The organism is Streptomyces sp. Tu 2975, assembly GCF_009832925.1.
Classification (GTDB): Bacteria; Actinomycetota; Actinomycetes; order Streptomycetales; family Streptomycetaceae; genus Streptomyces.
The window spans coordinates 7,239,143-7,261,465 of record NZ_CP047140.1 but is presented as its reverse complement, the minus strand read 5'-3'; the positions used below and the strand labels follow the sequence as shown (position 1 = coordinate 7,261,465).

At 72.1% G+C, this 22,323-nt stretch carries 20 protein-coding genes; 10 read left to right on the top strand and 10 right to left on the bottom strand.

Annotation, left to right across the window (positions count from 1 at the left end; all coding sequences use genetic code 11):
* Positions 1-19: 19 nt before the first annotated feature.
* Together GLX30_RS32585 and GLX30_RS32580 are read left to right on the top strand one after the other, a co-directional pair.
* On the top strand, positions 20-1,024 hold the full coding sequence (locus tag GLX30_RS32585) for a LacI family DNA-binding transcriptional regulator (RefSeq protein WP_159695375.1): 1,005 nt from the start codon (positions 20-22) through the stop codon (positions 1,022-1,024).
* A gap of 21 nt (positions 1,025-1,045) precedes the next feature.
* Positions 1,046-2,038, top strand: coding sequence for an aldo/keto reductase (locus GLX30_RS32580; RefSeq protein WP_159694505.1), 993 nt, complete (start codon positions 1,046-1,048; stop codon positions 2,036-2,038).
* Positions 2,039-2,159: 121 nt separating this feature from the next.
* Here the strand turns inward: GLX30_RS32580 and GLX30_RS32575 are convergent, their stop codons facing one another.
* The gene (locus GLX30_RS32575; protein ID WP_159694504.1) at positions 2,160-2,399 is read right to left on the bottom strand and encodes a hypothetical protein; all 240 of its coding nucleotides are present in this window, start codon (positions 2,397-2,399) and stop codon (positions 2,160-2,162) included.
* A gap of 119 nt (positions 2,400-2,518) precedes the next feature.
* Between GLX30_RS32575 and GLX30_RS32570 the strand changes: the two genes are divergently transcribed.
* Together GLX30_RS32570 and GLX30_RS32565 are read left to right on the top strand one after the other, a co-directional pair.
* On the top strand, positions 2,519-3,580 hold the full coding sequence (locus GLX30_RS32570) for a Ku protein (RefSeq protein WP_159694503.1): 1,062 nt from the start codon (positions 2,519-2,521) through the stop codon (positions 3,578-3,580).
* 69 nt (positions 3,581-3,649) lie between these two features.
* The gene (locus tag GLX30_RS32565; protein ID WP_159694502.1) at positions 3,650-4,042 is read left to right on the top strand and encodes a DUF6479 family protein; all 393 of its coding nucleotides are present in this window, start codon (positions 3,650-3,652) and stop codon (positions 4,040-4,042) included.
* A gap of 30 nt (positions 4,043-4,072) precedes the next feature.
* Here the strand turns inward: GLX30_RS32565 and GLX30_RS32560 are convergent, their stop codons facing one another.
* The 3 genes from GLX30_RS32560 to GLX30_RS32550 are packed head-to-tail and all read right to left on the bottom strand — an operon-like array spanning position 4,073 to position 5,220.
* Positions 4,073-4,660: a DUF6328 family protein gene (locus GLX30_RS32560; RefSeq protein ID WP_208545527.1), complete on the bottom strand. Its 588-nt coding sequence runs from the start codon at positions 4,658-4,660 to the stop codon at positions 4,073-4,075.
* A gap of 13 nt (positions 4,661-4,673) precedes the next feature.
* Entirely contained in the window at positions 4,674-5,033 is a 360-nt protein-coding gene (locus GLX30_RS32555) for a DUF3040 domain-containing protein (protein ID WP_159694501.1), read from the bottom strand.
* Positions 5,034-5,067: 34 nt separating this feature from the next.
* Positions 5,068-5,220: a hypothetical protein gene (locus GLX30_RS32550; protein ID WP_159694500.1), complete on the bottom strand. Its 153-nt coding sequence runs from the start codon at positions 5,218-5,220 to the stop codon at positions 5,068-5,070.
* A 149-nt stretch (positions 5,221-5,369) separates the two neighbouring features.
* Here GLX30_RS32550 and GLX30_RS32545 point away from each other — a divergent pair, with 149 nt between their 5' ends.
* From GLX30_RS32545 to GLX30_RS32530, 4 genes are all read left to right on the top strand, one after another.
* Positions 5,370-6,947, top strand: a complete 1,578-nt coding sequence (locus GLX30_RS32545) for an FAD-dependent oxidoreductase (RefSeq protein ID WP_159694499.1) — start codon at positions 5,370-5,372, stop codon at positions 6,945-6,947.
* A 78-nt stretch (positions 6,948-7,025) separates the two neighbouring features.
* Entirely contained in the window at positions 7,026-7,592 is a 567-nt protein-coding gene (locus GLX30_RS32540) for a 2Fe-2S iron-sulfur cluster-binding protein (RefSeq protein ID WP_159694498.1), read from the top strand.
* Positions 7,589-8,617 carry a xanthine dehydrogenase family protein subunit M gene (locus GLX30_RS32535; RefSeq protein WP_159694497.1) on the top strand — a complete coding sequence of 343 codons (1,029 nt, stop codon included), beginning with the start codon at positions 7,589-7,591 and terminating at the stop codon, positions 8,615-8,617. Before GLX30_RS32540 ends, GLX30_RS32535 begins: the two co-directional genes overlap by 4 nt.
* Positions 8,614-10,740: a xanthine dehydrogenase family protein molybdopterin-binding subunit gene (locus tag GLX30_RS32530; RefSeq protein WP_159694496.1), complete on the top strand. Its 2,127-nt coding sequence runs from the start codon at positions 8,614-8,616 to the stop codon at positions 10,738-10,740. Before GLX30_RS32535 ends, GLX30_RS32530 begins: the two co-directional genes overlap by 4 nt.
* On the opposite strand, the gene GLX30_RS32525 is transcribed toward GLX30_RS32530, so the two are convergent.
* Together GLX30_RS32525 and GLX30_RS32520 are read right to left on the bottom strand one after the other, a co-directional pair.
* Positions 10,721-11,494 carry a uracil-DNA glycosylase gene (locus GLX30_RS32525; protein ID WP_159694495.1) on the bottom strand — a complete coding sequence of 258 codons (774 nt, stop codon included), beginning with the start codon at positions 11,492-11,494 and terminating at the stop codon, positions 10,721-10,723. The genes GLX30_RS32530 and GLX30_RS32525 overlap by 20 nt on opposite strands.
* Positions 11,495-11,563: 69 nt before the next feature.
* On the bottom strand, positions 11,564-13,999 hold the full coding sequence (locus tag GLX30_RS32520) for a SpoIIE family protein phosphatase (RefSeq protein WP_244258530.1): 2,436 nt from the start codon (positions 13,997-13,999) through the stop codon (positions 11,564-11,566).
* A 245-nt stretch (positions 14,000-14,244) separates the two neighbouring features.
* Between GLX30_RS32520 and GLX30_RS32515 the strand changes: the two genes are divergently transcribed.
* Together GLX30_RS32515 and GLX30_RS32510 are read left to right on the top strand one after the other, a co-directional pair.
* The gene (locus tag GLX30_RS32515) at positions 14,245-15,168 is read left to right on the top strand and encodes a MurR/RpiR family transcriptional regulator (protein ID WP_167306890.1); all 924 of its coding nucleotides are present in this window, start codon (positions 14,245-14,247) and stop codon (positions 15,166-15,168) included.
* A gap of 328 nt (positions 15,169-15,496) precedes the next feature.
* Positions 15,497-15,883, top strand: a complete 387-nt coding sequence (locus GLX30_RS32510) for a hypothetical protein (RefSeq protein ID WP_159694493.1) — start codon at positions 15,497-15,499, stop codon at positions 15,881-15,883.
* Positions 15,884-15,898: 15 nt separating this feature from the next.
* On the opposite strand, the gene GLX30_RS32505 is transcribed toward GLX30_RS32510, so the two are convergent.
* From GLX30_RS32505 to GLX30_RS32490, 4 genes are all read right to left on the bottom strand, one after another.
* The gene (locus GLX30_RS32505) at positions 15,899-18,751 is read right to left on the bottom strand and encodes an NHLP bacteriocin export ABC transporter permease/ATPase subunit (protein WP_159694492.1); all 2,853 of its coding nucleotides are present in this window, start codon (positions 18,749-18,751) and stop codon (positions 15,899-15,901) included.
* A 1-nt stretch (position 18,752) separates the two neighbouring features.
* Complete coding sequence (locus GLX30_RS32500) at positions 18,753-21,062, bottom strand: NHLP family bacteriocin export ABC transporter peptidase/permease/ATPase subunit (protein ID WP_159694491.1); 2,310 nt, start codon at positions 21,060-21,062, stop codon at positions 18,753-18,755.
* A complete protein-coding gene (locus GLX30_RS32495) occupies positions 21,059-21,865 on the bottom strand; it encodes an HlyD family efflux transporter periplasmic adaptor subunit (protein ID WP_159694490.1) in 807 nt (268 codons plus the stop codon). The genes GLX30_RS32500 and GLX30_RS32495 overlap by 4 nt, the downstream gene beginning before the upstream one ends.
* A 192-nt stretch (positions 21,866-22,057) precedes the next feature.
* Complete coding sequence (locus GLX30_RS32490) at positions 22,058-22,276, bottom strand: type A2 lantipeptide (protein WP_159694489.1); 219 nt, start codon at positions 22,274-22,276, stop codon at positions 22,058-22,060.
* Positions 22,277-22,323: the final 47 nt, after the last annotated feature.

Genomic DNA, 22,323 nt, shown 5'->3' with positions numbered 1-22,323 from the left:
ACCCGCGCGGCGGCCGACGATGAAGGACATCGCCCGGCGCGCCGGCGTCTCGGAGAGCGCTGTCTCGTTCGCGCTCAACGACCGGCCCGGCGTCTCCGAGATCACCCGCGACCGGGTCCGCCGGGTCGCCGAGCAGCTGGGCTGGCGGCCGAGCACCGCCGCCCGCGCGCTGTCCGGGGAAGGTGCGGGGACGGTCGGGCTGGTCCTCGCGCGGCCGGCCACCACCCTGGGCGTGGACTCGTTCTTCCTCCAGCTGATCTCCGGCATCCAGGAGATCCTCTCGGAACGCCAACTCGGTCTGCTGTTCCAGGTCGTGGAGGACGTCGAGGCCGAGTGCGCCGTCTACCGGCGCTGGTGGGCGGAGCACCGGGTCGACGGCGTTCTCGTCGTCGACCCTCGCACCGACGACCCCCGGCCCGCGCTGCTCGACGAGCTCGGCCTGCCCGGCGTCGTCATCGGCGGCCTCCCGGAGGAACACCCGAACCTGTCGCAGGTGCGGGCCGACGACACCGGGGCCATGGCGCACGTGGTGGGCCGGCTGCACGAGCTCGGCCACCGCCGGATCGTGCACATCGCCGGACTGTCCTCGCTGGCCCACACCGACCGGCGTATCCGCTCGCTGCGCGCGGAGGCCGAGCGCCGTGGCCTGGCCGAGGTCCGCTCGGTGCCGACCGACTACTCCGACACCCAGGGCGCGGCCGTGACCCGCCGGGTCCTCACCTCAGGCAGTCGGCCGACGGCCCTGGTGTACGACAACGACGTGATGGCGACCGCCGGCGCTGCGGTCGTCACCGGCCTCGGCCTGTCGGTCCCCGGCGATGTGTCGGTCGTGTCGTGGGAGGACTCGGTGCTGTGCCGCATGGTCCATCCCTTCCTCACCGCGCTCTCCCGTGACCCGGTGACCTTCGGTCGGATCGCCGCGAAGGAGTTGACCGCGCTGCTGGACGGTGGCACCGCCCGCTCCGTCCCCGTGCCGCTGCCGGAGCTGATCGAGCGGGAGAGCACCGCGACGCCGCCCCGCTGACCCTGCGGGGCGGCGCATAGGATGCGCCGCATGGAACAGCGGGTATTGGGCAGGACCGGCCGGAACGTCTCCGTGGTGGGACTCGGCACCTGGCAGCTGGGCGCCGACTGGGGTGACGTCGCCGACGAGGACGCGATCACCGTCCTCGACGCGGCCGTCGAGTCGGGCGTCACCTTCTTCGACACGGCCGATGTGTACGGCGACGGGCGCAGCGAGCAGCTCATCGGCCGATATCTCAGCGAGCGGCCGGACGCCGACGTGTTCGTGGCGACCAAGATGGGCCGGCGCGTCGATCAGCTCCCTGAGAACTACGTACTGGACAACTTCCGCTCCTGGAACGACCGTTCACGTAAGAACCTGGGCGTGGACACGCTCGACCTGGTCCAGTTGCACTGCCCGCCCACCGCCGTCTACTCGTCGGACGAGGTCTTCGACGCCCTGGACACCCTCGTCGCCGAACAGCGGATCGCCGCGTACGGGGTGAGCGTGGAGACCTGCGAGGAGGCGCTCACCGCGATCGCCAGGCCCGGCACCGCGAGCGTCCAGATCATCCTCAACCCGTTCCGACTGAAGCCGCTCGAAGAGGTCCTCCCGGCCGCGGCCGAGGCGGGCGTGGGCATCATCGCGCGGGTGCCGCTCGCGTCCGGACTGCTGTCGGGCAAGTACACCAAGGACACCGTCTTCGCCGCCGACGACCACCGCACGTACAACCGGCACGGCGAGGCGTTCGACCAGGGCGAGACCTTCTCCGGCGTCGACTTCGCGACGGGCGTCGAGGCCGCCACCGAGTTCGCGGCCCTGGCGGGGCCGGACAGCACACCGGCGCGTACGGCGCTGCGGTGGATCGTTCAGCAGCCGGGCGTGACGAGCGTGATCCCCGGAGCGCGCTCCGCCGGACAGGCACGCGCCAACGCCGCGGCGGCGGACGAGCCGCCGCTGCCCGGAAGCACACTGGACGCGGTCCGCGATCTGTACGACCGGCGGATCCGCGCCCAGGTGCACGGCCGCTGGTAGCGACGGCGGAAGCGCGACCGGACGACCGGCTACGGCGGACCCCGCGGGCGTCGCGCAGGTACTGCGTGCGCGGTAGCCGGCCACTGGTCCGCAAGGGGGCTCGCGCCGCGGGGGCGCCCGGTCAGGGTGCGCGCATGGTGACCGTGCGGCCCGGTGACCGGGCCGGTGTCACAGACCGGGCGATCGCCGTCGGCGTGGCGGCGACGCTGCTGGTCACCGGGTTGTCCGGGCAGCGCTCCGCGTCGGACCTCGACCCCTCCACGCCCGCGCCCGCGCCCCACTCGTTGTCCTCGCCTACGAATCCGGGCTGGTCGCCCCGCGCGGCCGCGACCCTCGACGCTTCGCGGACCGGCTCGCACATCGACGGAGGGTCTCGAACGCGCGTTCGCTTCCGCCCGCCACGGGTGGGTCATCGGCCGCAGGACGAGGACACTGGATCCGGGACCTTGCAGCCGCGTGGCGACACGGAGGTGACGGGCGATGGCCAGAGCGATGTGGACAGGGGTGCTCAGCTTCGGACTGGTCACCCTGCCCGTGGGTCTCTTCACCGCGACGGACGACCACACCGTCCATTTCCACCAGCTCCAGCGCGGCACCGGCGACCGCGTCCGCAACAAGCGCGTGAACGAACGCACCGGCCGTGAGGTCAAGAGCGAGGACATCGTCAAGGGTTACGACATGGGCGACGGCCAGTACGTCGTAGTAGAACCGGACGAACTCGACGACATCTCCCCCGGCCGTTCCAAGGTCGTCGACATCGGCGGATTCGTGGACCTGGCCGACATCGAGCCCGTCCACTTCGCCCGTACGTACTATCTCGGCCCGCGCGGCAAGGAGTACTTCAAGGTCTACGAGCTGCTCCGCAGCGCCCTCCACCGTTCGCAGAAGGCCGGCATCGCCACCCTGACGATGCGAGGCAAGGAGTACCTGACCGCGGTGCGCGCGCAGGAGTCGGTGCTCGTCCTGCACACCATGCATTACGCCGACGAGATCAGGGATCCACGGCAGGAGTTCGACCTGCCGCGGCGCGAGAAGATCAGCCCGGGCGAACTCGGGACCGCCGAGAAGCTCATCGAGGCGCTCAGCGTCGAGTGGAAGCCCGAGGACTACCACGACACGTACGAGGACCGGGTGCGCGAGCTGGTGGCCTCGAAACTCGAGGGCCGAGAGGTGGTCGCGGAGGCAGGGCCTCCCGAAGCGACCAACGTCGTCGACCTGATGGAGGCGCTGAACCGCAGCGTCGAGCGGGCGCGCTCCGGGGAGGGACGGGGCGGAGCACGCACCGCAGCCGCGAAGGGCAGGCGCGCGAAGGCCACCGGGGCGCAGGACACGAAGGGCGCCAAGGCCGGGAAGGGCGCGCAGCGGGCCAAGAGCTCAGGCGGCAGCCGCCGCAAGGGCGCCGGCAGGAAGCAGGACCTGGCCGCGCTCAGCAAGAAGGACCTCTACGCCCGCGCCACCGACCTCGGCATCCCCGGCCGGTCCTCGATGAACCGGGACGAACTGCTTCAGGCCCTCACCGGAACGGGCAGCGCCGCCGCCTGAGAAGGGGTCCGTTCGAGGGTCCGGCCGCTCACCGGCGGTGATACCGACGAGATTGGGTACCCGGTAGTCATGGTCACTTTCAACGAGCCGGCGGGGGACGTCGCCACTGTCCTCGCGGCCGGAGAGGGAGCACCCGCGGTCATCGTGTTCGGACTGATCGTGGTCGGTCTTCTCGTACTGCTCGTCTATGTGGTCTGGCAGGTCGGCGCGCGACGGCGGCGCGACGCCCCGCCGGGGCCCGAGGAGCAGCCGGTGCGGCCCGATCACCAGTCCCATTACGAGAGCCGCCTGGAGCCCGACGAGTTCGATCTCTCCGAGGGACACGAGGTGCCGGGGCGACTGACACCTCACGAGCTCCACGGCTACGGCAACATGGGCTCGCGACCCGCACCCGAGAGCAAGCCGCCGCGTGACTCCGACGAGAGCGGTGGCGCCTTCGGCAGTGGCGGGCACGGGGGCTGAGACCCGCAGTGAGGAGTACCGCCGGCCCCGTCAGGGCCGGCGGTACTCCTCACTGCCCGGACGCGCCTCCGGCAGCCGTGCCTGTGGCGTCTTCGAGGCGTCCTCGCCGCGCTGCCCGGCCGGCGACGCGGCACTGCTCCCGCGACGCATCAGGACCGCCGGCACCAGCCAGCACACGGTGAGCCCGCCGACGACGGTCACGTCCAGGATCAGCGCGGTCGTGTCGCTCAGCGCGGTCACGGTTCGCAGCACCAGCAGCAGGCCGAGCGCCACCATGCACAGCAGGATCGCCAGACCGGCGATGGTGAAGCGGGAGGCCCATGCGACCGCCTCGTACTTCATCCCGCGGCCGCTGACCATGCGGTGGATGCTCACCGGCGCCGTCAGCAGGCCGGTGGCGGCCGCCCCGAGGAGCAGGCACACCACGTACATGAGCCTGTCGCTCTCGCCGAGACGCGGGAAGAGCGGGGTGAAGGCGACGGCGAGCAGAAAGACGAAAAGCAACTGGACACCGGCGAGGGCGACCCTCACCTCACGGAGAAGTTCGCCCCAGAGCCGGTCCAGTCGTTGTTGAGGGGTCTCCCGGCGCTTGCCGGGACCGGTCCTCGCTATCCCCATCGCCGGCCGCCGATCACGGCGGCCCCGGGCGTCGGCGGCCCCGGACCCGACTGCGCTGTGCCAGCCGCTTGGACCAACGGCAGACGAGCGTGAGCAGTCCGACCAGGGTGAGGGCCCATGTGGCGGCGAACGCCCAGATCAGGACGGGCTTCGACGTGGATGCCGCCATCGCGAGCAGGACGAACGTCAGCGCCGCCAGCACACCCACGGCGGCGGCGAGCAGGTGCGACCGGAATCGGTGGGTCACCCGCGCGAGCGGCGGTCCGGGACTCATGGTCCGCAACCGGCGGTCCAGGAATTCGTCGGCCCGCAGATCCCGTTCGATCTCCGCGAGGATCAGCCTTTCCGGTTCGGAGAGTCCGGATCCGTCCATGGCTGGCGCCTCCGTACGCTGTCAGACGGTCGGTTCAGTCCTCGCCCCGGAAGATGTTCGTCTCCGGGTCGCTCTCCACCTGTCGGTCGGATTCGCGTCCTGACATGACCGCGGGCCTGCAGGTGCGTATCCGTTCCCTCTCGGGGATCCGGCCGGTGGCTCTTTCGGTGTCGGCCCGGGTGTCCACGGCTGACACCTCCTTGTTCGATCGTTACCGGCAGGATGCGTGGCGCCGGATTTCTGTTCTCGCGGGTACCCCGTCCGCCTCCGGTCAGTCACCCCGGCGCGACGAGGGCGGACAGGCTTCACCGGCGCGTTGCCGGGCACCCGCACCGCATGTCGAACGAATCTCCTGCCCCGCACTCGGCCGGGGCCACACGTCCGCGCACGACGGACTCGCACTGGATTCGCACCACCGACGCCACCGACTTCCCGCCGCTCGCCGACGACATCACCGTCGACGTTGCCGTGGTGGGCGGCGGCATCGCCGGGCTGAGCACGGCCTGGGAACTGACCCGGGAGGGCGGCCGCTCCGTCGCGGTGCTGGAGGCCGACCGCATAGCGACGGGTGTCACGGGGTTCACCACGGCGAAGGTGACGGCACAGCACGGCCTGATCTACGACCGGCTGCGCCGGACCAGGGGGCCGGAGGGGGCCAGGCTCTACGCCCGCTCCCAGCAGGCGGCGGTGGAACGCGTCGCCGAGGTCTCCTCCGCGCTCGGCATCGCGTGCGAGTTCGAGCGCGGCCCGTCGTACGTCTACTCCCGGGACGGGGCTCAGCGCTCCGCGCTCAAGGCCGAGGCCGAGGCCGCCGCGGAGGCGGGCCTGGAAGCTGCGTACGTCGAGGACACCGGGCTGCCCTTCGGCGTCGCCGGGGCGGTGCGGATGGAGGAGCAGGCACAGTTCCATCCGCGCAAGTACCTCCTCGGTCTGGCGCGGGACCTCACCGCCTACGGCAACAAGATCTACGAGCGGACCCGGGTCACCGGCCTGCACGAAGGCTCACCCTGCCGGCTCACCACGGAGGGCGGCCGCACCGTGACCGCCCGCGATGTCGTGATCGCCACGCACTACCCGGTGTTCGACCGGGCGCTGCTGTTCGCCCGGATGTCGCCGCACCGTGAGCTGGTGGTGGCAGCGGCGCTGCCGGCCGACCGGGACCCGGCCGGGATGTACATCTGCGAGGAGGGCGCCAAACGGTCGGTCCGCACGGCTCCGTGGGGCGACGGCCGCCGGTTGCTGATCGTGACCGGGGAGACCTTCACCCCCGGCACGGTGGACGTCCCCCAGCGGATCGAGCGCCTCGACGAGTGGATGCACACGCACTTCCCGGTGGAGGAGACCATGTACCGCTGGGCGGCGCAGGACAACGACGCGAGCGACACCGTGCCGCTGATCGGGCCCTTCCATCCCGGCGCCCGGCACACCTATGTCGCCACGGGCTTCGGCGGCTGGGGCATGAGCAGCGGCGTGCTGGCGGGGCGGCTGCTGGCGGGCCTGATCTGCGCCGTCAAGGCGCCGTGGGCGGACCTCTACGACCCCCGGCGGATCTGGAGCACACTGCGCGAGGCCCCCACCCTGCTCTCCCAGCAGGCCGAGGTCGGCAAGCACTTCGTCGGGGACCGGCTGCGTACCACCCATATGGACTCCGCCGCGGACATCGCACCGGGCACGGGCGCGGTCGTACGTCTGAACGGGCAGCGCTGCGCCGTGTACCGCGACGACGAAGGGGTGTGCCACGCGGTGTCCGCCCGCTGCACCCACCTGGGATGCCTGGTGGCGTTCAACGAAGCGGAGCGCAGCTGGGACTGCCCCTGCCACGGCTCCCGGTTCGGTACCGACGGCTCCGTACTGCAAGGCCCGGCGGTGCGGCCCCTCGAACGGCGGAACATGGACGGGCCGGAGGGCTCGTGAGCGGCCGACCCGCGCATTGCACCCCAGCCTGGTAGGAAGTAGAGCGAACCATCTCATCCGACGGGAAAGGGCTGCGGCGTGGAACCGACCAGCCGACCGGAGACCGCCGGCGCCACGACCGTCGCGAGCGCCCATCGCTCCGCGGTCACACTGCACGTCAACGGCGTCAGTCACACGCTGACACTCGACCACCGCACCACGGTCCTGGACACCCTGCGCGAGCACCTGGACCTGACGGGTCCGAAGAAGGGGTGCGACCACGGGCAGTGCGGCTCCTGCACCGTCATCGCCGACGGTCGGCGGGTGAACAGCTGTCTGATGCCGGCCGTGTCCCACGACGGGGCGCACATCACCACGGCAGAGGGTCTCGCCCCCGGCGGCGAACTGCATCCCGTCCAGGAGGCGTTCGTGGCCAGGGACGCCCTCCAGTGCGGTTACTGCACCCCCGGGCAGGTCTGCTCGGCAGTGGCCATGCTGGCGGAGGCGGCCGACGGCCGTCCGTCGCTGGTGACCGGGCGGCAGGAGGGGGCGGACGGAGCCGTCACCCTCACGCCCGGTGAGATCCGTGAGCGCATGAGCGGCAATCTGTGCCGCTGCGGCGCGTACCCCAACATCGTGGCGGCCATCGAGGACGTGACACCGTGAAACCCTTCGCCTATGTCCGACCCGGCACGGCCGCCGAAGCCGTCGCCGCGTACGCCGCGCACACCGGGGCGCAGTACCTCGCGGGCGGCACGAACCTCGTCGACCTGATGAAGCTGGGCGTCGCGACGCCCGACGTGCTCATCGACGTGAGCCGGCTGCCGCTCGCCACGGTCGAGGGCGTACCGGGAGGCGGGCTCCTCATCGGCGCCGCCGTGCGCAACAGCGACCTCGCCGCCCATCCGGCCGTCCGGACACGCTACTTCGCGTTGTCGCAGGCGCTGCTCTCCGGAGCCTCCGGGCAGTTGCGGAACGCGGCGACCACCGGCGGGAACCTCCTCCAGCGCACCCGCTGCACGTACTTCCAGGACATCTCCAAGCCCTGCAACAAGCGTGCGCCGGGCACCGGCTGCCCCGCACGGGAGGGTGTCCACCGCGACCTCGCCGTGCTGGGCCACTCGGAGCACTGCGTCGCCACGCACCCCTCCGACATGGCGGTCGCGCTCGCCGCGTTCGACGCCACGGTCCATCTGCACTCCACCGACGGGGACCGGTCGCTGGCGGTCAGCGACTTCCACCGGCTGCCCGGTGACCGCCCCCAGGTGGACACCGAGCTGCGGCCCGGCGAGCTGATCACGGGCGTGGAACTGCCCCCCGTGCCCGCCGGGGCGCGATCCTCGTACCGCAAGGCCCGCGACCGTGCCTCGTACGCCTTCGCCCTGGTGTCCGTCGCCGCGGTCCTCTCCGTCGAGGACGGCCGGGTCCGGCACGCGGGGCTGGCCTTCGGCGGACTCGCCCACCGGCCGTGGCGGGCCCGCAGGGCGGAGGAACTGCTCGTCGGCGGGCCGGCCGGCCGAGAGGCCTTCGCCGCCGCGGCCGAGGCGGAGCTCGCTGCGGCGAAGCCGCTGCGGGACAACGCGTTCAAGGTGCGGCTCGCACGGAATCTCGCCGTCGACGTCCTCGCCGGGCTCGCGGACGGCGAGGACGTCAGCGGGGACGACGAGGACGTCAGCGAGGAGCGGTCATGAGCAGGCCGCCCGCCGTGCTGGGTGCGCCCGCCGAACGGCGGGAGGCACGCGAGAAGGTCGCCGGCGCGGCACGCTACGCCGCAGAACACACCCCGTCCGGCTGCGTGTACGGCTGGCCCGTGCCCGCCGCGATCCCCCGCGGCCGCGTCACGTCGCTCGGCACAGCGGAAGTACTGGACATGCCCGGTGTGCTGGCGGTGCTCACCCACGAGAACGCCCCCCGCCTCGGGCAGCCGGACGACCCGACCCTCCGTCTCCTCCAGGACGACCGCGTGCCGCACAGGGGCTGGTACATCGCCCTGGTCCTGGCCGACACCCTCGAGAACGCCCGTGCCGGCGCCGCCGCCCTACGCGTCGGCTACGAGACCGAGGAACACGACGTACGGCTCACCGAGTCCCATCCGGACGTCTACACGCCCGAGGAGGCCAACGGGGGCCATCCCGCGGTGCGTGAGAGGGGCGACTTCGAGGGCGCGTACGCGGCGGCCGACGTCCGCGTCGACACCTCCTACCGGCTCACCGCGCTGCACAACCATCCGATGGAGCCGCACGCGGCCACCGCCCACTGGCACGAGGGCCGGCTGACGGTCCGGGACTCGAGCCAGGGTTCCGGAGCGGTCAGGGACGCCCTGGCCCAGTTGTTCGGGCTGGACAGGAAGCAGGTCACCGCGGTGTCCGAGCACGTCGGTGGCGGCTTCGGATCGAAGGGGACGCCCCGGCCGCCGGTGGTGCTGGCCGCGATGGCCGCACGTCACACCGGGCACCCGGTGAAGGTGGCCCTGCCGCGCCGTCAGCTGCCCGCCGTCGTGGGCCACCGGGCGCCGACACTGCATCATGTCCGCCTGGGCGCCGGCGCCGACGGCCGGATCACGGCTCTCGCCCACGAGGTGGTCACCCAGACCTCGCGGGTGCGGGAGTTCGTGGAGCAGGCCGCCGTCCCGGCCCGGGTCATGTACGTCTCCCCCGCCAGCCGGACCGCGCACCGGGTGGTGGCCCTCGACGTGCCGACCCCGTCGTGGATGCGCGCCCCCGGCGAGGCGCCCGGAATGTACGCCCTGGAGTCGGCGATGGACGAACTCGCCGTCGCCACCGGACTGGACCCGGTCGAGCTGCGGCTGCGCAACGAACCGGCGGCCGAGCCCGACTCGGGGCTTCCGTTCAGCAGCAGGAACCTCACCGCCTGCCTCCGCCGTGGCGCCGACGTCTTCGGCTGGCAGGACCGCGACCCACGTCCGGGCGTCACCCGGGAAGGCGACCTACTGCTCGGCACCGGCGTCGCGGCGAGCACCTACCCCGTGCTGATCGCCCCCTCCACGGCCACCGCCCACCTGGGGCACGACGGCGTCCACCGCATCCGGGTCAACGCCACCGACATCGGCACCGGCGCCAGGACCGTGCTCGCGCAGATCGCCGCGGACGCGCTGAACACACCGCTGGAGACGGTGACCGTCGAGATCGGCAGCTCCGACCTGCCTGCGGCGCCGCTGGCCGGCGGATCGTCCGGAACGGCCTCCTGGGGCTGGGCCGTCCACAAGGCCTGCACCCTCCTGGCCAAGCGCCTCGCGGACCTCCGCGGCCCGCTGCCGGCGGAGGGCGTGACCGTGTCGGCCGACACCAGGGAGGAGACGGGCAAGGAGCCCGCCCACGCGCGGCACGCCTTCGGCGCCGTCTTCTGCGAGGCGCAGGTGGACACGGTGACGGGCGAGGTGGCGGTGCGCCGGATGCTCGGCGTGTTCGCTGCGGGCCGCATCCTCAACGCGCGTACCGCGCGGTCCCAGTTCATCGGCGGGATGACGATGGGCATCGGCATGGCGCTGATGGAGGGCAGCACGATGGACGAGCGCTTCGGGGACTTCGCGGAGTGCGATCTCGCCTCGTACCACGTGCCCGTCTGCGCCGACGTGCACTCCGTCGAGGCGCAGTGGATCGAGGAGGACGACCCGTACCTCAATCCGATGGGCAGCAAGGGCATCGGTGAGATCGGCATCGTCGGCACGGCGGCGGCGGTGGCGAACGCGGTGCACCACGCGACGGGCGTCCGGCTGCGCGAGCTGCCGCTGACCCCCGACAAGATGCTGCACGCGCTCGAGAAGGCTCCGGCTCTCAGCGGCCGGGGCCGCTGACGCCTGCGGCGTCGTGGAGCACGTCGACGAGCATCCGCAGGGTCATCAGCCGGGTGGACACGTTGCGTCTGCTGGGGTGGTAGCTCCCGAACAGATGCAGCTCCGACCGGTCGTCGTCGCCCGGCAGGACGACATGGGCGCCGTGCCCGAACGCGGGGCGCGGCCTGGGCAGTCGGCGGCCGGTGGCTTCGAGGACGGGCAGCAGGGCCTGCCATCCGAAACCGCCGAGGACGACGATCGCGCGCAGGTTCGTCAGCAGTGACAGCTCGGTCGCCAACCAGGGGCGGCAGGTGTCCCGCTCGGCGGTCGTCGGCCTGTTCTGCGGCGGCGCGCAGTGGACGGGCGCGGTGACGCGCACGCCGTGCAGGACGAGGCCGTCGCCGCGATGCGTGGACGTGGGCTGTGAGGCGAGCCCGACGGCGTGGAGAGCGGCGAACAGCAGGTCGCCGGAGTCGTCCCCGGTGAACATGCGGCCGGTGCGGTTCCCGCCGTGGGCGGCGGGGGCGAGGCCGACGACGGCGAGCGACGCGTCGGCGGGGCCGAAGCCCGGCACCGGCCGGCCCCAGTACTCCCAGCCGGAGAAGGCCGCACGCCGGTCCGTGGCGACCTGCTCCCGCCAGGCGACGAGTCTCGGACAGGCGCGGCACCGGCTGACGGCCTCGTCCAGTTCGCCGAGTCCGCCGCACCGGGGCGCGGTCCGCGCCGGGAAGCCGGGGTCTTCGGTTCGCGGGCCGGTCGCGTCGTGCCTGTCCATGGGGCCACGTTAGTCCGGGGCGGCGGGAGGCAGGGGTTGGTGAGCGTGCAGGTCGGGGCGGCCTCGAGATCACGGGGTGGGGCCGCCGCCCCTCGTTCCGGTGGTCTGTGACCACCGCGCGGCGAGCAGCAGGGCGATGTCGTCGGGGCGGTCGGGGTTCTGGCGGGCCTCGTTGATGAGTCGGTCGGCGGTGTCCGACAGCGGGGCGTATCCCAGTTCGGAGAACGTGTGCCGCAGTCTTTCGATGCCCAGGTCGATGTCGGTGCCCGGCTGTTCGACGAGGCCGTCGGTGAACAGGGCGAGCACCGCACCGGGTTCCAGGGCCAGTTCCGTGACGGGGTAGACGGCGCGGGCGTCCACGCCGAGGACCACTCCGCCCGGCAGGGCGAGCACGTCCGTGCGGCCGTCCGGGTGCCGCAGCAGGGGCTGGAGATGGCCGGCGCGGACGGCGTCCGCGCGGCCGGTGGCCGGGTCGAGCACGATGTAGCAGCAGCTGGCGAAGAGGCCGGGGTCGAGGTCGATGAGCAGCCGGTTGGTACCGGTCATCACCTCCACGGGAGTGTGGCCGCTGACGGCGAGGGCCCTTACCGCGCTGCGCAGTTGCCCCATGGTGGCGGCCGCCTGGACGCCGTGGCCCTGTACGTCCCCGATGATGAGCGCCATCCCCCTGCCGGTGTCGATGACGTCGTACCAGTCGCCGCCGACCTCCATGCCCTGGGTGCCCGGCAGGTGCCGGGCCACCGTGTCGAGCCCCTCGACGGCGGGCAGCCGGTGCGGGAGCAGGGCGTCCTGGAGGCCGCGGGCGAGCGCCGCCTCCGAGTCGTAGCGGCGGGCCCGTTCGAGGGCCTGGGCGATGAGTCCGGCGAGCGCCGTGAGGACGGTGCGCTCCTCCGGGCTGAACCCGCGGGGCTGGTCGAAGCCGAGGATGCAGGACCCGACGGGGCGGCCGGAGGCGATCAGCGGCAGGAAGGCCCGGGCGCCGACGTGCGCGTCCATGGGGATGCCGGGGTAGGCGGCGGCGAGGTTCTGCATCGACTCGAAGAACAGGGGCCGGCCGGAGGTGAGGGTCTCGACGCCGGGTAGTTTCGTGTCGAGGCCCACTCCGTCGAAGCGGTTGAGGAAGCCCCTGGGGAACCCGGTCTCCCAGGCCAGGTAAAGATGGCGGTTGCTGAGCAGATAGATCGCCAGTTGCCGGCCGCCGAACGCGGGCAGCAGTTCCTCGGTGACCACCGCGGAGACCTGCCGTGCCGTGACCGCCTCGGTGAGCGCGATGGCGAGGGCGACCGGGCGGTACAGGGCCACGGCCCGGTCCGCCGGTGAACCGAGACCCGCGCCGGGTGCGGCCAAGGATCCCGGGGCGTAGGTGGGCTGTTCGCCCGCGTCGAGGGTGATGGTGAGACCGTCGAGGCTGGAGTAGAGGGTGACGGACAGCCATTCGCCGGTTCCCTTGAGCAGGAAGTGGACCGGGTCGGGCGAGAGCAGCGCCGCCCGGTAGTGGTCCTCGTGGGCGGCCTGCCCGAACGAGTCGACGGCCTCCCACAGGACCCGTCCGATCATATGGGCGCGCGGCTGTCCGAGAAGCCTCTCCGCGTGCTCGTTCATGTACGAGATGCGTCCGAGGCGGTCGACGGAGCAGATGCCCACCGGAAGCCGGTCGGCGGCCTCGGGGACGACCGGTCCCGCGCCGAGGTCGACCAGGTACCCGGTCAGGTGGGTGGCCGTCCCGTCGACCGTGGGGCGTCTGCGGCGGCCGGTGAGTTCGAGCAGGTGCGGCCGGCCGTCGGCGCCCTGGAGGCGCAGTCTGCGGGTGACCGGCCGGTCCGACTCGGCGGACCGGCGGGCCAGGGCCCACAGCCCGTAGGCGTCCTCCGGTTCGATCCGCGCGGCCACCGCCTCCACGGTGAGCGGCAGCTGTGAGGGGTCGGTGCCGAGAATGGTGCACCAGCCTTCGTCGCCGGTCACGGTGCCCGCCTCGAGGTTCCAGTCGAACGCGCCGATGCGCAGGGGCGGCGCGGTCAGCGACTGGAGGGTCACGGCCAGCGGTTCGGCGTCCCACTCGATACGCGGCCGGTCCGGCGCCATGGCGGCCAGCGTGGCGCCGAGCCGGTCACCCACTTCGTGGATGCGCCGCCGGTCGGCCTCGGAGACCGGCTGGCCGGGAGTGGCCGGCCGCAGCACGCCGATGACGCCGAAGTTCTCGCGCTCGTGGGAGATCGGCACGTACAGCGATCCGAAGGGGAAGGGCAGGCCGGCCATCAGCTGGGGGTAGCGGCGCATCGCCTCCTCCGCGTCGCCGAGGTAGACCGGCTGACCGGTGCGGTAGACGTCCGAGTGCGGGAAGGGGCGGTTCACATGCATGCCCCACCAGTGCCGGAACAGCTTCGACGGCAGCCCGGCGATCACCGCCAGGCGCAGGAGTTCGGGTGCGGCGGACCGCAGGTACAGGCCGCCCGCGAAGCCGCCGACGGCCTCGATGGCGCTCACCTCGGCCTGGGCGAGGACCATGGCGAGTTCGTCCGCCTGCGGGTCGCGGCCGTGCTTGTGCACGGGGTCCGGGCCTTCCTCGGCGGGGGCCTCGGGCACGTCTTCGCCGTACCGGGTCACCCTGCCAGCATGCTCCCGGCCGTACGGGCGGCGCATCTCCTCGACGCTCGTCGGCGGGGGGCCGGCGCCCGCGTGGACGATCACCCTGACCGGCGCGGCCGGTGGGCTATGTTGAGCAGGAGTTGGACATAGAAGGGGGCACACCGGTGCCATCAGGGCAGCAGGAACGTGCGCAGGCCGCCGCGATCACCCCGGGCGGACCGCCCGAGGAGCAGCAGCCCGCTCCCGCGGAGCGGGTGCTCGCACTGCTCGGCGGCCACCGTCTCTCCCCTGGTCAGCGGCGCATCGCGCAGTACATCATCGACCACCTGACCGAGGCCGCGTTCCTGTCGATCACCGACCTCGCGGAGCGGGTCGGGGTCAGCCAGCCGTCGGTGACACGGTTCGCGACGTCCCTCGGCTACAGCGGCTATCCGGCACTGCGGGAGGCGTTGCAGCCGATCGCGCTGAGCGCGGTGGCCGGCTCGCCGGAGACCCGTGCGGAGATCCGCCGCAACGAGCTCCAGGCGGCCGTCGACGCCGAGATCCAGAACCTCGAGAACCTGCGGCGGGTGCTGGCGGACACCGACCGGGTGCTCGGCATCGGCCGGGAGCTGGCTCTGTCGATGCCGCTGACGGTTCTCGGGCTGCGGATCTCCGTCTCGCTCGCGGAGTACTTCGCGTACGCCGCGCGCCGTATCCACCCCGATGTGCGGCTGGTGACCCGGGGCGGCAGCGTGGCCTACGACGCGCTGCTGCAGTCCCGGGAGGCGGGCGGGACCTGGGTGCTGGCCTTCGCGATGCCCCGGCACGCCAATGAGACGCTGGCGGCGCTGCGGGCGGCCCGCCGCACCGGTCTGCGCATCGCGCTGATCACCGATCTGACGCTGGGGCCGCTGGTGGACGAGGCCGATGTGACGCTGACGGCGGGGACGGGGTCACGGCTGGTGTTCGACTCGTACGCGGCTCCCGGGGTGCTGTCCGCAGCGGTGCTGCAGGCCATGGCGGACGCCGATCCGGAGCGGACGCAGGTGCGGCTGGAGGGCTACGAGCAGGTGGCGGATCAGCACGACTTCTTCCTGGACGACTGAACCGCCTGGCTTTCGGTGCTCGAACCGGTCTCTTACCGGTATTTTTCATGCCCAGCGGTGCATGAAATTTTTCATACCCTTGCGTACTCGACGGTATATATATTTACTGCTCCTGGCGCCGGTGTCCTCCGTAGCCATGAGGGCCGCACCCGAGCCCTCACCAACCGAACACCCGGGTCGGCGCTCCCTCCTCGTGCCGTCCTTTGGTGTTCAATCCGGGCTCCGCATTCCGCCGCGGACGCCCTCGGCGGTCCCGGTCAACCCCTGGGCCGGGACCGCCGCACATCTCTCGATCAGAGTTCATCGGCACCACCCGGAGCGACGACGAATGTCCCGAACCCTCTCCCCGGTCGATCCGGACTGGCCGTGCCAGGTGAAGGCCCCCGGCAGCCACGACTGGGAACGGACCGCCGCGCGCTGGCTGCGCGATCTGCTGCCGGCCCGTTACGCCGGCTACTCGACGCTCAACAGGCACCCCGTCCTGCTCGCCCGGCACGCGCAGCTGCAGATACAGCACGAGATGCGGGCGGTACGGGCCGCCCTGCAGACCTCCCGGTGCGAGCTGCCGCCGCTGGGCGTGGCGGAGACCGTCATCGAGAACACCATCCGGCTGTACGCGGTCGAGCTCGAGCAGCTCGGCCGGCTGGCCCGCGGGGTCAGGCTCGTCGGCGACGCCCTCCTCACGGGCGGCGGCGGCACGCACCGCAGGCGGTAGCGCCCTGCTCCCCGTTCACGCCAGCTGCCGCCGTACCAGTCCGTGGAGCCGGCCGCCCGCGTCGGCGAGCAGCTCGGCGGGCCTGCCCTCCTCGACGACCCGGCCCTCCTCCATCACGATCACCCGGTCCGCGTCCATCACGGTGGACAGCCGGTGGGCGATCACGACCCTGGTGGCGTCCAGCCGGCGGGTGCTCTCGATGACGACGCGCTGCGTCTCGTTGTCGAGCGCGCTGGTGGCCTCGTCGAAGAAGAGGATGCGCGGCCGCCGCACCAGCGCCTGAGCGATCATCAGCCGCTGCCGCTGACCGCCGGAGATCGCCCCGCCGGACGAGATCAGGGTGTGCAGGCCCATCGGCATCCGCTTGATGTCCTCCGCCAGCCCCGCCATTTCCGCCGCCTCCCAGACCTCGTCCTGCGTGAAGGTCTCCGCGCCACAGATGCAGTCGAGGATCGAGCCGGTGAGCGGCTGGGCGTTCTGGAGCACCACACCGCACTGCCGGCGCACGGCGGCGGGGTCCAGCGCGGCCAGGTCCTGGCCGTCGTAGAGGACCGTGCCGGAAGCGGGCCTGTCGAAGCCGATGAGCAGCCGCAGCAAGGTCGACTTGCCGCATCCGCTCGGGCCGACGATCGCCACGAACTCGCCCTGCCGCACCTGGAGCGACACGTCGTCGAGGACCGGCGGGCCGTCGTCGGCGTACCGGAATGTGAGTTTCCTGGCCTCGATCGCGCCGGACAGGGTGCCGGGCTGCGCACTCGATCCGCGCACCTCGGGGGCCTCGTCGAGGATGGGGCGCACCTGCTCGAACATGGGCAGTGCGGCGGCGGCCGACACCAGCACGCCGGTGAGCTGGGTGACGGAGGTCAGCAGCATGGTGACGGCGGTGCTGAAGGTGAGGAACTCGGCGGCGGACATGGAGCCGCGTGCCGGTCCTGCGAGCAGCATGAACATGATGAGCGAGCACAGCGGCAGATAGACCGCGTCCAGCACGGTGGTCAGGTTCTTGATCCGGCCGACCCGCTGCTGGAGTTCGCGGGAGCGGGCGAACTGCCGCGCCCAGGCCGCGTAGGCGAAGCTCTCCGCCGCGGCGACGCGGAGCTTGGGCAGGCCGCGCAGGGTCTGGAACGCCTGGTTGTTGAGCTTGTTGGAGAGTTCCACCAGCTTGCGCTGCCAGCGGACCTGCCACAGCCCCATGCCGAGGAACACCGCGCCGATGACGAGCAGCATGCCGATGGCCGCGAGCGCCAGCGGAACGCTGTACCAGAGGAGCAGCACGACGTTCATCGCACCGAGGGTGGTGGACTGCAGGGCCACGGGGCCGATGCCGGACAGGACGCGGCGTATCGAGCTGATGCCCATGGCCGCGCTCGCCAGCTCCCCGGTCGACCGCTCGGCGAAGAACGTGGTCGGCAGGCGCAGGAGCCTGTCCCAGACGGCGGGTTGGAGGGTGCTCTCGATCCGGCCCTCCATCCGCAGGACGGTGAGGTTCTGCAGCAGCATGAACGCGGCGGAGACGATGCTGGTGACCATGAGGGCGAACGAGACCTGCACGATCAGGCCGCTCTCGGCCTTGGGGACGTACACACCGAGGATCTGTCCGGTCGCGATCGGCACCAGCGCGCCGAGCCCGACGGTGACGAGGCCGGCCAGGGCCAGGTTCCGCAGGTCCTTGCGGCTGCCGCGGATGCTGAAGCGGGCCAGCCGCCAGATGCTCGCGGGCCGCTCGGGCAGCGGCCGGTAGAACATGACGGCGCGTTCCTCGAACTCGTCCGCGTTGTCGCTGCCGACCCGGGTGCGGGAGCCGGTGAGCGGATTGACCGCTTCGTAGCGTCCGCGGCGCCAGATCAGGGCGACGGGGGCGCCGGAGGCGGCCCGGTGGCCCACCAGCGGGCCGGCGTCGGTGCGCCACCAGCGGCCCTGGAGACGGACGGGCCGGGTGCGGAGACGGGAGGCGACGGCGATGCGTTCGACGGGGCCGACGCGGTCGTCCGCCGCGCCGCTCCGCGGGGGTTCGGTGAGCGCGATCCCGGTGGCGGCGGCGACCTGCCGGCACACCGCCAGCAGCGTGTCGTCGCCGTCCGTGCCTCCGGCACCGCGTGCGGCGCGGTCCGGCCTGCCGATGGAGGCGAGCAGCGCCTCGTCGGCCCGGGCGCGCACATCGGCGCCGGCCTTGATTCCGGCGGCCGTCCGGTCCTCGTGCGCACGCTCCAGCGCTTCGATCCAGCCGTCAACCGCGGACAGCAGCCGGTACTGCTGGTTCACCATGCTCTGCCACATGGCGCCCTCGACGAGCAGGTCGCCCGCCGCCTCCGCGCTGTAGGAGGCCCCGTACTGCACGCTGCCCGGCTCGACCTGCATCCACAGGATGTCGTCGTCGGCCATGGCCTCCTCGCCGGCCGGACGGCCCTCGAGCGGCGCCTCGAAGAGCACCCCGAGACCGCGGCCGACACCGAGCCCGAAGGCGTACTCGAGCTGGGTGGCCGCCGTCCGGCCGTACGGGTCCTGATACGCGGGCGGGTACGCCTGGTCCGGTACGTACAGCTCCCGCAGCGGGATCCGTTGCAGCACGCAGTCCTGCGAGGGCCGGCCCGTCAGGGTGTGCCGTGGTCCCTCGACCGGGCCGAGGAGCAGCGTGCCCGGTTCGAGCCGGCCGAGGAAGTGCCAGTGGCCTTCTTCCGCCGCGTCGACGGCGAACAGGTCCAGGGCGCCGGCCATGACGAGCCACATCACCTGCGGTCCCTCGAGGTGCAGGCTGCGCAGGCCGCTGGTGTCGACGGGCACGCCGAGGCCGCCGAGTGCGTGGAGCACCGCGTCGGACTGCTCGTGGGCCTGGTGGAAGGCGGTGGCCGCCGGGGGTACGGATGACACGTCAGTGCTCCTTGACGAGTTCGGCGTACGGCCCCTGGGCGGCGACCAGTTCCTCGTGGCGGCCCCGTTCGACGACCGCGCCGTGGTCCAGCACGACGATCTCGTCGCTGTCGCGCACGGTGCTCAGCCGGTGGGCGATGACCACGCACGCGCAGCCCCGCCGGCGGAGGTTGTCGATGATGACGCGCTCGGTCTCCGCGTCCAGGGCGCTGGTGACCTCGTCGAGCACCAGGATGCTGGGCCGGCGCACCAGGGCGCGGGCGATCTCGAGACGCTGGCGCTGTCCGCCGGAGAAGTTGCGGCCGTCCTGTTCGACGCGGCTGTGGATGCCTTCGGGACGGCGCATGATCACGTCGTGCACGGCCGCGTCCCGTAGAGCGCTCTCCACGGCCTCGTCGGGGATGGAGGGGTCCCACAGGGTCACGTTGTCGCGCACGGTGCCCTCGAACAGGAAGATGTCCTGGTCGACGAAGGAGACGGAGGCGGCGAGCGCCCCGCGGGGGATGTCCGCCAGCAGCCGGCCGTCGATCCGGATGGTGCCCTCCCACGGGGTGTAGAGACCCGATATCAGCCGGGAGACGGTGGACTTGCCGCTCCCGGAGCCGCCGACGAGGGCGACCTGCCGGCCGGGGCCGACGGTCAGCGAGAAGCCGCTCAGCAGCGGCGCGTCGAGTGGGCTGTAGCCGAAGGTGATGTTCTCGAGCGTCACATGTCCCTTGAGCCGGCGGCTGCTCGGGTCCGGTTCCTCGCGGGAGTAGAGGGGATCGACGGGGAAGCTCTCGACGTCCTTGAGCCTGGCGACGTCCGCGGCGAAGTCCTGGATCCGGCCGGCCACTCCGTTCAGCCTGGTGATCGGTGCAGTGAAGCGGGCCACCAGCGCCTGGAAGGCGACAAGGAGACCGATCGATATATGGCCTTCCACGGCCCGCAGACCACCGATCCACAGGATGAGGGCGCTGTTGAGTGTGGCGAGGGTCGGTGCCACGACGGCCAGGACCGCGCTGGGCACACCGAGACGCTGCTGCACGTCCAGGGTGGTGGCGTGCTGGCCGGCCCACCGGCGGAAGAACCCGTTCTCCCCGCCGGTCGCCTTCATGGTCTCGATCAGCTGCAGGCCGGTGTACGAGGTGTTGGTGAGCCGGGCACTGTCGGCGCGCAGTTTCTGGGTGTGGGTGGCGCGCAGCCCGATGACGATGCGCATCGCCACGACGTTGAGCAGGGCGATCAGCACACCGACGACGGTGAGCTGGGGATCGTAGCTCCACAGGAGCGCGGCGTAGAGGATCACCACCACGCCGTCGACGGCGGCCGCCGCGAGGTCACGCGCGAGGGTCTCCGCCACAGCGTCGTTGGACTGCAGCCGCTGCACCAGGTCGGCCGGGCTGCGCTGGGCGAAGAAGGTGACGGGCAGCCGCAGGAGATGGCGCAGGAAGCGGGCGCTGCCGAGGGTGGAGGAGATGATCCGCCCGCGCAGCAGGTTCGCCTGTTGGAGCCCGGTGAGCACGGCCGTCAGCGCCACCGTCGCCGCCATGGCGGCGAACAGGGTCCCGAGCAGCGAGGTCTGCCCGCCGATCAGGAACATGTCGATGTAGGTGCGGCTGAGCGCCGGCACGGCCGCGCCCACCGCGACGAGGAGGAGGCTCGCGAGGAAGGCGGCGAAAAGTGTGCCCGCGGTGCCGCGCATCCTGGCGGGGACCGCCGCCATGACGCCCGGCTTGCGCCCGCCCTTGCGGAAGTTGCGGTCCGGCTCGAAGACCAGGGCCACCCCGGTGAAGCTGGTGTCGAAGTCCTCCGGGGGAACGAAACGGCGCCCCTTGTCGGGGTCGTTGATGTGTACCCCGCGGCGGCCGAACCTGCGTCCCGTGCCTTCGTAGACGACGTAGTGGTTGAACTCCCAGAACAGGATGGCGGGCGGCTGCACCTCGGCGAGCGCGGTCGCCTCCATCTGCATGCCCTTGGCGGTAAGGCCGTAACTGCGGGCCGCCTTCAGGACGTTGCTGGCGCGTGAGCCGTCGCGGGAGACGCCGCAGGCGATGCGGAGCTCCTCCAGCGGCACATGGCGGCCGTAGTGGGAGAGCACCATCGCGAGCGCGGCCGCCCCGCACTCCACGGCCTCCATCTGGAGCACGGTGGGGGTGCGCACCGAACGGGGCCTGCTGCCGCGCCGCTGTTGCTTGCGGCGGGGCGGCGGCGCGGCGCGGCGCGTCCCGCGGCGGCCGCTCGGCGTGGCCGCCTCCGGCCGGTGCCTGCCGCGGCCTGCCGGCGGCAACTGCTGCTGGGGACGGTGTGCGTCGTTCTCGGTCCGGGTCACGGCAGCAGCCAATCGATCGGGCGCTGCTCGGCCAGGTGGACGGCGCCGCCGGTCAGGGTCATGGATTCGAGCGCGTACGGCGGCCCGTCGGACGACGACCACCGGTAACCGGACCCCGTGTCGGGGGCGGTGTCCAGTTCGACCAGTACGGAGACGGGCTGGCCGGAGCGGGAGAACTGCTCACCCAGCTGGCTGCTGCCGAGGAACGCGGTGATCCGCTGACTGCTCTGGGCGGTCCTGCCGACCGTCTTGACCCGCCCGCGCAGTACGCCGTACTTCTGTGTGGCCACGGACTGGACGCTCAGGTCGACCTTGGCGCCGACGGGCACGGTGGAGGCGCTCTCGGCGGGCAGGTACAGCACGGCCATCAGGGGGTCGTCCCGCTTCTCGATCCGTTCGACGGCCGCGACGTCCGCGCCTGGGGTGACGACGGAGCCGATCGCGGTGACGAGGGTGGTCAGCCGGCCGGCGGCGATGGCGCGCACGACGGTGTCGCCTTGCGGGGTGCTGACCTTCAGCAGGGGGGCGTCGGCGCGGAGCCTGTCGCCCTCCTGGGCAAGGACCTCCGTGACCTGGCCGGCGACCGGGCTCTGCAGCACGTAACTGCCCTGGGCGTGGGTGAGGATGCCCGGCGCGTCCAGCGTGGAGGACACTTTACCCATCACCGCCCACACACTCGCGGCGATCACGACCACGACGGTGACGGTGAGAACGAGCAGCCCCTGCGGACGGGCGAAACGGACCGGAAGGTCGATCTCTTCCGGTGACTGCAGCTTGGAAAGGGCCTGTTGGCGGAACTGCACGATGCTCTTCCCTCAACTGCCTGGGGTTACGGGGGAACCGGGCGCTGTCCGGCCGCACTCCGTGCGGGGACGGGCCCGTGCGCGGGGCGGTGGCGCCACAACCACGCGCGGCCGTGTGCCCCGGAACCTGGCCGGCTCCGGGGCACACGGCTCGGCAATGCCGGCAGAGGGGTGCCGGCGAGCCGCGGGGTCTTACAGGCCGGCGACGAGACCGGTGACCGGGCCGGTGAGGGCCGCGGTGTTGATGCCGGTGGCACCCTCGACGACGCCCGTCACGGTGGCGACGGTGCCGGAGACCGGGGCGATGCTGTCAAGGGCGGCGGTGGCGTTGCTCACCGTGGCGCTGTGGAGACCGCCGGCGATGTTGTCCAGCTCGGAGTCGGCGATCTCCTGGGTGGGGACGAAGCTCATGAGAAGTTCCCTTCGGATGGATATGTAGATAACGCAGCGCCCGGCAC

Excerpts from the sequence above, each read along its gene's own strand:
- GLX30_RS32560 (WP_208545527.1), bottom strand. The coding sequence starts at position 4,660 with ATGGGGATAGCGAGGACCGGTCCCGGCAAGCGCCGGGAGACCCCTCAA.
- GLX30_RS32510 (WP_159694493.1), top strand. The coding sequence starts at position 15,497 with ATGTCCCGAACCCTCTCCCCGGTCGATCCGGACTGGCCGTGCCAGGTG.
- GLX30_RS32555 (WP_159694501.1), bottom strand. The coding sequence starts at position 5,033 with ATGGACGGATCCGGACTCTCCGAACCGGAAAGGCTGATCCTCGCGGAG.
- GLX30_RS32565 (WP_159694502.1), top strand. The coding sequence starts at position 3,650 with ATGGTCACTTTCAACGAGCCGGCGGGGGACGTCGCCACTGTCCTCGCG.
- GLX30_RS32585 (WP_159695375.1), top strand. The coding sequence starts at position 20 with ATGAAGGACATCGCCCGGCGCGCCGGCGTCTCGGAGAGCGCTGTCTCG.
- GLX30_RS32530 (WP_159694496.1), top strand. The coding sequence starts at position 8,614 with ATGAGCAGGCCGCCCGCCGTGCTGGGTGCGCCCGCCGAACGGCGGGAG.
- GLX30_RS32545 (WP_159694499.1), top strand. The coding sequence starts at position 5,370 with ATGTCGAACGAATCTCCTGCCCCGCACTCGGCCGGGGCCACACGTCCG.
- GLX30_RS32490 (WP_159694489.1), bottom strand. The coding sequence starts at position 22,276 with ATGAGCTTCGTCCCCACCCAGGAGATCGCCGACTCCGAGCTGGACAAC.
- GLX30_RS32525 (WP_159694495.1), bottom strand. The coding sequence starts at position 11,494 with ATGGACAGGCACGACGCGACCGGCCCGCGAACCGAAGACCCCGGCTTC.
- GLX30_RS32520 (WP_244258530.1), bottom strand. The coding sequence starts at position 13,999 with ATGGTCCTCGCCCAGGCCGAGGTGAGCGCCATCGAGGCCGTCGGCGGC.
- GLX30_RS32570 (WP_159694503.1), top strand. The coding sequence starts at position 2,519 with ATGGCCAGAGCGATGTGGACAGGGGTGCTCAGCTTCGGACTGGTCACC.
- GLX30_RS32575 (WP_159694504.1), bottom strand. The coding sequence starts at position 2,399 with ATGTGCGAGCCGGTCCGCGAAGCGTCGAGGGTCGCGGCCGCGCGGGGC.
- GLX30_RS32580 (WP_159694505.1), top strand. The coding sequence starts at position 1,046 with ATGCGCCGCATGGAACAGCGGGTATTGGGCAGGACCGGCCGGAACGTC.